The organism is Lysinibacillus parviboronicapiens (assembly GCF_003049575.1).
GTDB classification, from domain to species: domain Bacteria; phylum Bacillota; class Bacilli; order Bacillales_A; family Planococcaceae; genus Lysinibacillus; species Lysinibacillus parviboronicapiens.
Window position 1 is genome coordinate 122,958 of the sequence record NZ_PYWI01000006.1, and the last position, 13,126, is coordinate 136,083.

Here is a 13,126-nt window from a genome sequence, read left to right on the forward strand (position 1 = left end):
CTGGCACGCACACAATTTGCACACAATTCGGACATGAGAGGAGATTAACATGAATTCAAACTTACAATTAGATGCAAAGGGTTTATCTTGCCCAATGCCCATCGTGAAAACGAAAAAGGCTATGGACACTCTAGTATCGGGTGAAATTTTAGAAGTGCAAGTAACGGATAAAGGTGCTTTAGCGGATATCCCGGCTTGGACTAAAGTAGGGGGCCACGCAATTCTTGGTCAATCCGAAAATGCTGGTGTTATTACATTCTTTATTCAAAAAGCGTAATGTGATTGGTGAGTGTTCGAGCTTGGACACTCACCTTTCTTCTTCGTATTGTAGTTACTGTTTACTGAAGCAATGGAGAATGTAAGTCTACGGCTAAATGAATTTTCTGGCGAGGGTGGGTTTATTTCGCGAAAGACGTAATTGATAAGAAAGAAGGAAAAATGAATGGATATAACATGGATCATGACAATATTTGTAATCGGTTTTGTAGGTTCCTATGTGTCAGGAATGCTGGGGATTGGTGGCTCGATTATTAAATATCCTATGTTATTATATATACCCCCTTTACTTGGCTTTACAGCGTTTACAGCACATGAGGTATCGGGTATTAGTGCCGTACAAGTGTTTTTTGCTTCAATTGCAGGCGTGTGGGCTTACCGTAAAGGTGGCTATTTAAATAAGTCTCTGATTGTCTATATGGGGGCTGCTATTTTAGTTGGGAGCTTTGTCGGTAGTTATGGTTCCCGGTTTTTATCGGAAACAGGTGTTAATGTCGTATATGGTATATTAGCGCTAATTGCGGCGGTAATGATGTTTATCCCGAAAAAGCACATTGATGATAAGCCAATGCATGAGGTTAGTTTTAACAAAGTTTTAGCATCAATTTTAGCGTTCATCGTGGGGATTGGTTCAGGGATTGTTGGAGCGGCAGGTGGCTTCCTGCTCGTGCCGATTATGCTTGTTGTATTAGGGATTCCAACGCGTATGACCATTGCAACAAGTTTAGCGATTACTTTTATTTCATCCATCGGTGGTACAATAGGGAAGTTAATGACAGGTCAAGTTGATTATTATCCAGCAGCGATAATGATTGTGGCTAGTCTGATTGCTGCGCCATTAGGAGCGAAGGCAGGGAAAAATATGAATACAAAGGTATTGCAAGGTATTTTGGCGGTACTTATACTCGCAACTGCAGTAAAGATTTGGATGGATATTTTGTAGGAGGTATACAATGAAAATTGAAATATTTTCCGATTTTTCCTGCCCTTTTTGTTATATAGGGGAAAAGGAATTACAACGTGCCATTGAACAGGCTGGATATACTGGACAAGTAGAAATAGAATTTAAAGCGTTCCAAATAAATCCTAAGGCACCAAAAGAGATAGGACAGAACTTTTTGGAATATTTAATGGCCGATCATGGGATGACGATGGGAGAAGCGAAGCAAATGACAGTTGGTATTGAAAAGCGAGCAAGGGAAGTAGGGCTTGCTTATTATTATAATGACATGAAAATTGCGCATACAGAGAAGGCTCATCGCTTAGCAAAATGGACAAAACAATTTAGTAAAGAAGTGGCATATAACGAAGCTTTGATGGCTGCTTATTTTATAGAAGGTAAAGATTTAAATGATGAAGCTGTTTTACTAGCAGTTATCGAAGACTTAGGTTTAAATGTAGTTGATGCACAAGAAGTGCTTTTTTCAAGTGAAGCTTTTATAGAAGAATTGAACATGGATCGTTATGATGCACAGCAAATTGGTGTGAAAAGTGTACCATTCTTTGTATTCGAAAATCGTTATGGCATTAAAGGTGCAGAGCCAAATGAAGTATTTGTACGTACATTGCATCAAACTGCTGAAATGGTCGGTGTGAAGTCTTCGTTGAAGTGGGCTGGGGATGGTGAGTTTGCATGTGCTGACGGAGACTGTAAACTATAATAAAATGGAAGTGACCGAGTACAGTGATGTGCTCGGTTTTTTTCTAGCATAAAATTAAATATACATAAAGGGGTATTAAGTCTAGGTTTTTCTGTTATAGCACAATATTATTTTCAATATTTATCCAACTTTGTTGTATATAAGGTTCAAATATTTAGTGGTGTGAGAAAAATCACATCTAAAAATACATTATTTTGCTAAAGTGAAATTAAAGATACAGAGGGGGGTATGGAAGATGAAAGCTATAGTAACGGGGATAGCAGGAACGGTATTATTAGCTGGTTCACTTTTTGTGGGAGCGGTCATCAGCGATAAAATCTTAGGTGATGCAAATGGAGAGACAGAAGATGCAACGGTACAAACGCAAGTACCGACAACAGCAGCTTCTCAGAAAGTTGTCTACGCACCACCAAGTATCGAAGAGGTACCAGATGGACCTATGAAAGAAGCTATTTTGTATGGCTATGAACTTGTGAATAATACACATGTTGCCGCAGATGAATACGTTGGCAATCAATTATCTTGCACAAGTTGTCATGCAGGAGCAGGTTATGATGAACAAGTTTCTTCTTTGGTAGGCGTTATGGCAAATTATCCGCAATACATTGGTCGTTCGGGAAGTATTGTAACGATAGAAGAACGCATTAATGGCTGTATGATACGAAGTATGAATGGTAAGAAATTCGAAATAAATAGTGACGAGTTGGAAGCGATGGTAGCGTACTTTGCCTATATTTCAGAAGGTGTTCCAATTGGGGCAGAACGTGAATGGGCTGGTGCAAGTAATATGAAGAGTGTACCAATACCGGATGTAGCAAATGGTGAGGAACTATATGCACAGTCTTGTATCGCTTGTCATGCTGCAGATGGCTCGGGTACTGGTGCAAATACAGGTCCAGCATTATGGGGTGAAAATTCCTTTAATGATGGTGCGGGAATGGCTCGTATGTCGAAAATGGCTGGTTACATTCAAAATAACATGCCAATTGGTGCGGGTGGTACTTTAACAGATCAAGATGCTTCTGATTTAGCGGCATATATTTTATCGCAGGATCGACCAGAATGGGCAAATCATGATAAAGATTGGCCAAAAGGTGGCCGTCCGAACGATATTATGGACAAAGAGAAACGACAACAAGTAAAGAACAATACGATTGATTGGGAGCAAGTACTTTCTACAAATTAAACCAAAAGGGATGCTGTGATTTGACGGCATCCCTTTCATATTATTTGAAGTTATATGCTGTAACAATTTTTTCTTGATTTGTTGTCATGTCATTGAAGTATTCGTATAAGCAAATGCCTAGGAATGATCCTGCCACATTAAAGACATTGGTGTAGCCGTTATTTTGCAGAGCCATAACGGCATTATAACTGCGCTGACCCGAGCGGCAGTGTACATAAATTGGTACGTCCTTTGGAATTTCATTCATACGTTCACGAAGCTCACTTAATGGAATATTTATCGCATTAATTAAATGTCCAGCCTCATACTCGTTTTTCTCGCGCACATCCAAAATATATGCCTTACGTTCAACTAGACCTCGAACCTCATCTACGTTAACTTGCTGGTAATGACCGAATAACTGATTCTGTGCTACTAGTGCTGCTAGATTAACCACATCCCGCGCTGTACTAAACATCGGAGAGTACGATAATTCAAGCTCTTTTAAGTCTGCTAATGTACCGTTCATTGTAATCATTGTCGCAATGACGTCGATTCGTTTGTCTGCATTGCCCTTTCCAATAGCCTGAGCACCAAGAATTTTCCCTGTTGGCACCTCGTAGACAAGTTTAAAATGTAGCGGATTACTATTTGGCATTAAGCCTACTTTGTCGGGTGCTATAATATATACACTTTTTGCTTGGAAGCCATTCGCAAGTGCTGTTTTTTCATTTAACCCCGTAGCAGCGCACGTCAGATCAAAAATTTGTACGCTCGCAGATCCGATTACTCCCTTGTTCTGTTGAGGCATATTATACATGTGATTAGCTGCTGCGCGTGCTTAACGAGTGAGACGTTGAAACCTGCAAGACGTAAATTTTCCGCCACTTCTACACCGATAAAGCCACCACCAATCACGGCAATATCTTCTACATCATCACTTTTAACATAATTGTTTAATCGTTCGATATCTACTACATTACGAACAGTGAATACATGAGGAGAATCGACTCCCTCTAAGTTTGGTACGATGGGGCTTGCGCCAGGAGATAACACCAACGTATCGTAGCTTTCTTCATAGCTAGTGTCGTTTATTAAATTCTTTACAGTTACGGTTTTTGCATCGCGGTTAATGGAAACTACTTCGTGACTAACTCGTGCTTCGATATTGTATTTTGATTGAAAAGTCTGTGGTGTCATTAAAATCAATTTGCTACTGTTTTCAACGATTCCGCTTAAATGAAACGGTAAAGAGCAATTGGAGAATGATACATTGGGTCCTTTTTCAAACATAATAACCTCGGCTTGCTCATCTAAGCGACGAATTCTTGCAGCTGTTGAGGCACCACCTGCGACACCACCAACTATTAAAAACTTTTTACTCATATATACACATCCTTTTCCAATATATACTTATAAGGGTATTGAGAATGTTAAATGTTGAATTATTAACGATTTATTTGGCTTATAATCTTATAGAGCATTAATATAAATGAATTGTATACCTTCTCGGGTATATAATCAATGATAATTATTTATTCTTTTCAGTAAACTTGGCTTAATAATTATATATTGAAATAAAGTACAAGGAACCGAGGGTGGTGAATGCTGCTTCTGTCGCTTTGTTTTCGTCGCAGAGCAAAGTACGAGCAATGAGGATGCTCAGCACAGGCGCGAAAAAGCGACCGTCCGCAATGACATGTGTAGTCAAGTACATATTTTGAAAAAGAGCCAAAAAATAACGAATAGGACTTCTAATATTGACAATGGTTGTACGAAATATTTGATGGGATGGTAAAAATAGCTATTAACTTCATTTACAACAGGGGGTTAGTAAAAGAAAGTACATGCATGAATTTGTTATACTAGCAGTATTAGGAAGAAACAATGGGGGCGGTACTGTTGATTTTTGTTAAATTTCTTATTCAAATTATAGTCGTTTCGGGGATCATTTACTTTGTCAGTGGTCGTTTAATAGGTTCGAGTATAAATTTTGTACGAAGAGTGTTATCAGTTGTGATTAGTGTGACACTGACGTCCTTTGTTTACTGGTATTCATACTTGCGTCATACAGATTTTTTATCGGAATCAATGGTGCAAACTATAACAGAGGTAAGTACGCTCATTTGGATAGGCAGTATGCTCCTAATATCCATGCTACTTTACCTCGTGTTTGAACTCTTTGATTCGAGTGGTATTGCTAGTGGAGATCGACGACACGGACAGAAATCTATACTGTTAAGGTTACGTAGTTACTGGCGTCAACAAAAGCGATTGCGCCAGGTATTAAAAATTGCAGTCACTAATGGTGTTGTACAAACAATTAAATATGCAAGACAGCGTGAAAATGAAAAGGAGCTTGCGATTGCACTAAGAAAGACATTAGAGCAGTGTGGTGGGATATTCATCAAGTTTGGTCAAGTATTATCTACACGCAAGGAGTTGTTTTCACCCATATTCATAGATGAATTAGAGCGGCTCCAACAAAGTGTGAGGCCGTTGCAACCTGAGCAAGTAACAAAGATATTGGAACATGCCCTTCCTAAACCTGTAGATGAGGTATTCACTACTTTTCATATGGAGCCTTTAGCGGCTGCATCTATTGGACAAGTACATAATGCACGACTGAAAAATTACGATGAAGTTGTGGTGAAATTACTCCGTCCAGAAGTGAAAGGTATAATGCGTGATGATCTGGATATATTAGAGGAATTTGCGAACTGGCTTACAAGCAAGTCAACGTGGGCAGAATCATTGGGGTTTCGAGAGTTGGCTGGTGGATTTGCGGATGGTTTGCGTGAGGAAACTCATTTAGACATTGAGGTCCGTAATACATTGCAGGTGACGAATGCGCTTGCGAAAAGTGATTATAAGGTGCGCATTCCTAAAATTTATACGCAATATAGTGATGAAGATATTATTGTCATGGAGTACGTACGAGGGAAAAGCGTGGCAGAAGGTGCATCAGAGTTTAAACGACTATCAATAGATCGTAGGCAGTTTGCACAGACAATACTGTATTCTTTCTTTGAGCAAATGCTTTTTTCTGGTATATTTCACGCAGATCCGCACCCTGGCAATATTTATATCGATGAGACAGATGGTGCACCAATTTTGCTCGACTTCGGGGCTGTCGGACGTTTAGGAACTACCCAACAAGAAGGTTTAAAGCTATTTTTAATGGGCATTCAGCAAAATGATTCGAGCATCTTATACGACGGCTTAATGCTATTAGTAGAGAATGCAAATCATGTAGAACGGGCACGAATGGAGCAAGCAATAGATCAAATTTTGTTAAAAATTTCTTATGTCGATCGTATTCCAACCGAAGAATTGATTCATTCGTTATTTACCGTTGTCCGTGATTTTGGCCTTGCATTTTATCCGTCGGTTGGTCTAGCGCTTCGATCGTTAGTGACGTTGGATGGTACGTTGCGAATTATTGAGCCGCAATTTGATATTTTCACAGAAGCAAAGGATTTTTCTTCCGCCTATATGCGCGCAGCATTTTTAAAACCTTTTAAAGAACCAATGGCTACAAAGGAACGTTTGCAAGAAGAACTATCGATGCTAATTCCAACGTTACGAAAGATGCCAAGAAGAGTTGATCAACTCATTCAACGTGTGGAAAGTGGAAAAATCATATTACATCATGATATTTTTTCAGATGAACATAATGCTCGTTTTATTACACAACTGTTTTCACGTTTTGTTCTGTTACTAGTGGGGATTACGTTTGGCATAATTTCAGTAGCTTTATTAGCTATCTCACAATTTATACATGATTCCTATGCCGTATACTTAAATACAGCAGCGTACTTAGGTTTATTCTTATGTGCCATCCTGTTAGTACGGTTATCGATTCAAGCTTTACGTTCAATGAAACAATAGGTAGGGGAAAAATGCCCTTACCTTTTTTAATTCCTGAGAAATATATAATTTGTATATTACAAAACCATTACAAATAATGATGAGTGGTTGGTGGAGTGAAGAGGTAAATAAGTATTAGTGTAGCGTATTATCGGTTATTGTAGAGTAATTGAGCAGTGTTGGTAATATTACAAAAATGTTTCGAGTTTTACTAAACTATTAAAACGACGAGAAATAGTATAAAAGTTATGCTTTTAATGCTAAACTTTAAAAGGCTAATAAAAGTATAAAAAAATTCGAATATATATAGAAATCGTTCAAGTGATTACATAGAACACCGAGAGCGAAATTGATGGATGAAGGGAAATGAAGTTTAGTGGGTAAGCGCAATAAATGGCGTAAGTCGATGGTGCTAACATTAGCACTTGCTGGCGGCTTATTATTTAATACAGTACAACCAACCGAAGTGCACGCAGAAGAAACTTCTCAACAAATGATTGAGAAAAAAGCTCAAATTGATGCAGAAGTTAAAAAATTAGAGGCAGAATTAATAAGTCTTCAAAACGATATTGATGAAAAAGTTAAAGTATTTAATCAAGTACAGGCAGATATTAAAGAAGTTGATGCTAGTATCGTGGAAACAGAAAAGCGTATCGAGCAACGTTCTGCTATTTTGAGTGAACGTATGGCTGCATACCAAGCGCAGGATAACACTGTGGGTGTTTATTTAAGCGTAGTGCTTGAAGCAAAAAGCTTTGCAGACTTAATGGATCGTGTCGTAGCGGTTAAAACATTAATGGACGCTGACCAAGAATTGGTTAACCAACAAGAGGCAGATAAAGCAAAATTAGAAGAACAAAAAGCAACTCTAGATGAAAAACAAAAAGAATTACAAAAGCAATTCCAAGCGCTTCAACAAAAAGAAAGCGAAATGGAAGTTAAAAAAGCTGAAAACGAAGCAAAATCACTTGCGTTAAAGGCTCAGATTGCCACTAAACAAGAAGAGGAACGCTTAGAGGCGGAGCGTAAAGCAGCTGAAGAAGAAGCGGCTCGTTTACGTGCACTACAATCTGCTACACCTGTAATGCAAGCAACTAGTAATGGCGGTGGGAAACCACAATCAATCGTAGTTGGTTCAGGTACAGGTACAGCTTCTTCAGGCGATGCTATTTCAACAGCTAAGCAATTTTTAGGCCGTGGTTATGTATGGGGCGGTAGCAATCCTTCAACAGGTTTTGACTGTTCTGGTCTTGTACAATGGTCATACAAGCAAGCGGGAGTTTCATTACCACGTACAGCATCTCAACAATATCTAGCAACACAACGCATTTCAGCAAGTGAAGCGCGTGTAGGTGACTTAGTATTCTTTAGTTATGGTTCAGGCGTAGCACATGTTGGTATTTACCTAGGCAACAACACGATGATTGATGCTCAAAACAAAGGTGTTGTCATTGAATCACTTGATTGGTGGAATCAATATTTAGTAGGCTTCGGTCGCATTCAATAATCCTACTATTTATAAGACGATTTAAATAGCAAAAAGGTCATCTTTGTAGAGCAAATTACAGAGATGGCCTTTTTTAAACGTTAAAGAAATATAAATTTTCTTATTCAATTTTAGGTATTCATGCAGCGATAAATTAATGACGCGGCGAAAGCCACTTTATGTGGCATGTGCGCTATACATTCTTTTTCAGCGCTTGTCGCAGCTATATGGCCGCGAGTGCGCTTTTCTTATAAGTTAGTTAAACTTTGAAATTCAACTTGATAATACCTGTTTCTTTTAAAGCAATGAATAAAATAATAAAAAATGGTCCAGTGAGTAAACCAATGATACCAAATAGCTGAAGTCCGATAAACATGGCTATTAATGTTGGCAAGGTAGATAATCCGATATGATCTCCCATCAACTTGGGCTCGACTACTCGACGAATTATGAGTAGAATAACTGCTAAGATGAATAATTGGACAGAAATGGATGTGTTTCCCATTAATAAATGATAAAGCCCCCAAGGTGCTAAAATAATAATTGATCCCAGAAATGGAACGATGTCAATTAGCCAAATGATTAAGGTCATTGTGACAGCATATTTGGGCTGAATAAGGAGAAGTCCAACAAGTGTGACACCTCCAATAATAAAGCTCACGAGTAGATGTGCCTTCATAAAACCAAAAAATGCGTCTTTTAAACGATTAGAAATTATTTTCATTTTTTTCGCAGTAGATGGCTTCAAATATTTGTAAGTAACTTGTTTTAATTTTGGTAAATCTAGCATAAATAGAAATAGAGCAATCATATATACGAGAAGACTAATAAAGAGGCTTGGAATTTCTGAAAAGAATGCAGTAACTTTGGTATAATTAAAGATGTTTAGAAAAGATTCTTCAATTTTCTTAATGAAATCCATTGTTGTACTTTGAAGTGAAGCACTCACTTCAGCGGGGAAGTCTTCCGTATATTTAGAAATGTTATCTTGCATGTTTAACCACATTTCCGATAGTTTAGAAATATAATAGGGGGCTTGCTTTGAAACTACTATAATTTGCGACATGAGCTGTGTAATAGTAAAGTAACAAATAATAGAAATAAAGATAACGCTCATTATGTAAATGAAGGCGACTGCAATTTTCCGAGACATTTTCCATTTTCGTTTAAAAAACATTACAATTGGTTCTAAGAAAAAAGCGGTAATCCCCGCCAATATAATAGGCACGGAGACTGGTATGATAAAATATGCCGCAACTATTAGACATATAATCACAAGCGTTCGTAAAATCAACTTTCGGGTAATAGATTTATTCATAAACTCTCCTTCTTTGTATAAACTAAGTTAAGTGTAACATAAAAAATTTAAAATTTTATAACGTTCTGACAGAATAAAGGTAGGGATGAATCATGGAAAAAGAGATTTTGCAACTTTTTAGTAATATAACAGAGCATGACCGTGAAATCCAATTCGAGTCTTATGAAGAATTGATAAAAATTATGCAAGAACCAGTTGACTGGACATACTCAGTCTGGGAGCATCTCGTTCAAGCCCTTACATATAAAGATGGACATGTACGTGCACGTGCAGTACAGTTTTTATGCGCATTGGCGGCTAAAAGTGATCCAGAAGAACGTGTACTAGAGGATTTTTTGAAAATTTGGGCAGTAACGTATGATGATAAAACTGTAACGGCAAGACATAGTCTACAAGCAATCTGGCAAATTGGGCTTGCTGGACAAGTGCAAAGAGATTTAATTGTTTCGTATTTAGCAAAAAGATTCCAAACGTGTATTGACGAAAAACACCCGACACTGATCCGCTACGATATTATTGTATCCTTTAAAAAGTTGTTTGATGCCACGAATGACAGGAATCTATTAGAAATTGCAAAGAGATTAATTGATGAAGAACAAAACGTAAAATATAAAAAGAAATATCAGACAGCCATTCGATAAACAAGCGTAATGGCTGTTTTTTATGTTGAAATTCATTTGTTGGAGAAAATTTAGTTTATTGCCATAATCATGAAAAATATGAAAATGAGGTTTAAAAGCCAAATGGTGAAATTTTATCGATGGAAACATATCGTGGGAAGCCGATGCTTATTGTCAACACAGCAAACAAATGTCGTTTTACATATCAGTTTGAATATTTACAAAAAAATGTATGAAAAATAGGGCAAGGATAATTTCGTTGTGTTAGGTTTTCTTTGTGACCAATTTGACAATCAAAATCCAGAAGATGGTGAAGAAACTACACAGCTATGTAAAGTAAATTATGGTGTGATATTTCCAATTTTTGAATTAGTGCAAGTAAATGGTGAGACTACACATCCATTATTCAATTATTTAAAGCATGAAGTGAATTTTCGTGAATTTGGAAAGGCAAATATACAGGAGAAAATGTTAGCTCAAACGATAGTCCAAATAGCACCTAGCTTTTTAGATGGTCGCAATATTCGCTGGAACTTTACACAATTTTTAGTAGATGGTAATGGTAAAACAACTGCGCGCTTCGAACAAACGGATTCTCAACTTGATATTGAACAAGCTATCGAAAGAATTTTATAGTCATTATTGAATTTAGAATTTTCAGGTGAGAACTACAAATAGCTAATCGTTATGTAGAAATAGTGCTAGGTTTTATATGTTTTTGACCGAGTTTTCCGCAATTTCGCAACTACTTTTTCATCACAATATATGATAAACTGCTTTACAAGTGAATAATTCTTGCAGAATAAGGGTGCTAGGCCATAGCATAATCGGGAATTCGGTGTAAAACCGAAGCTGTTTCCGCAACTGTAAGTACATAAATCATAAATTTAAGCCACTGTCTAAGATTAGATGGGAAGGTATTTATGACATCGCTACATCTAGGTAGTGAACTGTACAAGCCAGGAGACCGACCTTTATTTGAACGTATAAGTACTCTTCGGAAGTTAGGAGGATATGCGGCAAATACATAGGCAATGTCGTGTCAAAGCGACACTATTTATGCATTTTCGTCGTTACTCTATTAATCGGGAGTGGCGTTTTTTTTATGCACTTTAACCTTCATCCAGTAAGTAAGGAGAATTTCACGAAAGAAAGTGGGGGTCTTAGTTTTGAAAAAAGATGCGCGTTATTCATGTTATCCGTTTATGCGTGAAAAAGTATCAACGGTTGATTATGAAATTCGTACAGATAGTTTAACAACACATGTAGGTGTTGCCCTGGCGGCTGTAAAGAAAGAAACGGTGGAGGTTGTAGCAGGCGATTTGCTGGCAATTTTGCCGATGGCTTATCATGTCAATGGTTCAGTACGTGGCAAATTGGCAGTTACCGATGAAGATTTAGCATGGTTAAGTAATCGTTATGATTTTTACGTTGAGCATGTTAGGGAAGAGATTCAAAACTTTGTTTTACCACAAGGAACGGAGGCTGCTGCTGCCCTTCATTTATGTCGAAGTGAAGCGAAAAAATCATACCGTGTCTTGCACAAAGTGTCTGAAGAGCGAGAAGTACCAGCTATTCTCTTCGATTATTTAGGATTACTGGCGAATGTGTTTTTTGTCATGGCTGTATACATGAATCAACAAGCTGGAATTGCTGAAATTCCGTTTATAAGTAAATCATACCCAATGAAAAAGAAAAAAGGAGAATGAGATAAGTGAAGAAATTATTTAATTTCCAATGGCTATCAATTTTGATGTTAGCACTTGTCCTAGTGGGCTGCGGTACAACTGATGAAGCGAAGAATGGGGAAACATCTCAGAAACAAAAATCAACTGAAGCAACAGGCTATAAAGTGACTGATGATCGTGGTGTAGAAGTGACATTTGATGCTGTACCAAAAACTGTGGTGTCATTACAGCCAAGCAATACAGAAATTTTATTTGCATTAGGTGTTGGGGATAAAATCGTAGGCGCAACAGATTATGATACATATCCAGCAGAAGCACAAAACATTGAACGAGTATCAGATTCTATGACGTTTAATAGCGAGCGCATTTTAGCATTAAAGCCAGATGTAGTGATTGCTTATACTACTGGCAAGGATGACGCGTTAAAAGGACTTGAAGATGCAGGTGTAAAAGTATTTGTTATCCAGTCAGCAGCCTCATTTAAAGATGTTTATGGGGATATAGAACAAATTGCGACTGTCATGGGTGTTGAGGATAAAGGTGAGCAATTAAATAAAGACATTAAGGCTAAAATAGCTAATGTTCAAGCAAAAGTAAAAGATGTAGAAAAACAAAAAAATGTTTACTTGGAGATTAGTCCAAAGCCAGACATTTATACAACAGCAGCAGGTACATTCCAACAAGAAATTTTAAATGCTGCTAATGTGAGCAATGTATTTGCTGACCAAAAGGGTTGGGTAAAGGTTTCTGAGGAAGACGTCATTGCTAAAAACCCTGAAGTTATTCTAACAACTGTGAATTACGCTAAGGATCCTGCGGCAGAAATTATTGCCCGTAATGGTTGGAATACGATTACAGCGATTCAAAACAAAGCAGTATATTATGTAGATGCTGATATTTCCACTCGTCCTGGTCCACGTATTGGGGAAGCGGTTGAGTTAGTAGCCAAAGCTGTTTATCCTGAGCTGTTTCAATAATTAAAGACTTTTAAGAGCCGTTCTATTAGATTAGGACGGCTTTTTGTTAGGTATGACACCTTGCC

At 37.6% G+C, this 13,126-nt stretch carries 10 protein-coding genes, 2 pseudogenes and 1 riboswitch; of the genes and pseudogenes, 10 read left to right on the plus strand and 2 right to left on the minus strand.

Annotated elements, in window-relative coordinates:
- The first annotated feature begins 49 nt into the window (after positions 1-49).
- The 4 genes from C9J35_RS07895 (at position 50) to C9J35_RS07910 (ending at position 3,123) form a co-directional block, all read left to right on the plus strand.
- Complete coding sequence (locus C9J35_RS07895; RefSeq protein WP_054768327.1) at positions 50-277, plus strand: sulfurtransferase TusA family protein; 228 nt, start codon at positions 50-52, stop codon at positions 275-277.
- 165 nt (positions 278-442) lie between these two features.
- Positions 443-1,219: a sulfite exporter TauE/SafE family protein gene (locus C9J35_RS07900; protein ID WP_107924079.1), complete on the plus strand. Its 777-nt coding sequence runs from the start codon at positions 443-445 to the stop codon at positions 1,217-1,219.
- Positions 1,220-1,229: 10 nt separating this feature from the next.
- Positions 1,230-1,937 carry a DsbA family oxidoreductase gene (locus C9J35_RS07905; RefSeq protein ID WP_054768328.1) on the plus strand — a complete coding sequence of 236 codons (708 nt, stop codon included), beginning with the start codon at positions 1,230-1,232 and terminating at the stop codon, positions 1,935-1,937.
- Between the two features lie 235 nt (positions 1,938-2,172).
- Positions 2,173-3,123 carry a c-type cytochrome gene (locus C9J35_RS07910; protein ID WP_054768329.1) on the plus strand — a complete coding sequence of 317 codons (951 nt, stop codon included), beginning with the start codon at positions 2,173-2,175 and terminating at the stop codon, positions 3,121-3,123.
- A 40-nt stretch (positions 3,124-3,163) separates the two neighbouring features.
- On the opposite strand, the pseudogene C9J35_RS07915 reads toward C9J35_RS07910, so the two are convergent.
- Positions 3,164-4,488: pseudogene (locus C9J35_RS07915) on the minus strand (FAD-dependent oxidoreductase).
- 516 nt (positions 4,489-5,004) lie between these two features.
- Between C9J35_RS07915 and C9J35_RS07920 the strand changes: the two are divergent.
- Positions 5,005-6,993, plus strand: a complete 1,989-nt coding sequence (locus C9J35_RS07920) for an ABC1 kinase family protein (RefSeq protein ID WP_107924100.1) — start codon at positions 5,005-5,007, stop codon at positions 6,991-6,993.
- 355 nt (positions 6,994-7,348) lie between these two features.
- Complete coding sequence (locus C9J35_RS07925) at positions 7,349-8,479, plus strand: C40 family peptidase (protein WP_327323092.1); 1,131 nt, start codon at positions 7,349-7,351, stop codon at positions 8,477-8,479.
- 238 nt (positions 8,480-8,717) lie between these two features.
- On the opposite strand, the gene ytvI is transcribed toward C9J35_RS07925, so the two are convergent.
- Complete coding sequence (gene ytvI / locus C9J35_RS07930) at positions 8,718-9,776, minus strand: sporulation integral membrane protein YtvI (RefSeq protein ID WP_107924080.1); 1,059 nt, start codon at positions 9,774-9,776, stop codon at positions 8,718-8,720.
- Positions 9,777-9,868: 92 nt separating this feature from the next.
- On the opposite strand from ytvI, the gene C9J35_RS07935 reads away from it, so the two are divergent.
- The 4 genes and pseudogenes from C9J35_RS07935 (at position 9,869) to C9J35_RS07950 (ending at position 13,061) form a co-directional block, all read left to right on the plus strand.
- Entirely contained in the window at positions 9,869-10,417 is a 549-nt protein-coding gene (locus C9J35_RS07935) for a hypothetical protein (RefSeq protein WP_107924081.1), read from the plus strand.
- Between the two features lie 119 nt (positions 10,418-10,536).
- Positions 10,537-11,032: pseudogene (locus tag C9J35_RS07940) on the plus strand (glutathione peroxidase).
- 153 nt (positions 11,033-11,185) lie between these two features.
- Positions 11,186-11,386: riboswitch (cobalamin riboswitch) on the plus strand.
- 179 nt (positions 11,387-11,565) lie between these two features.
- Positions 11,566-12,105: a cobalamin adenosyltransferase family protein gene (locus tag C9J35_RS07945; protein ID WP_107924082.1), complete on the plus strand. Its 540-nt coding sequence runs from the start codon at positions 11,566-11,568 to the stop codon at positions 12,103-12,105.
- 5 nt (positions 12,106-12,110) lie between these two features.
- Entirely contained in the window at positions 12,111-13,061 is a 951-nt protein-coding gene (locus C9J35_RS07950; protein WP_107924083.1) for an ABC transporter substrate-binding protein, read from the plus strand.
- The last annotated feature ends 65 nt before the right edge of the window (positions 13,062-13,126 follow it).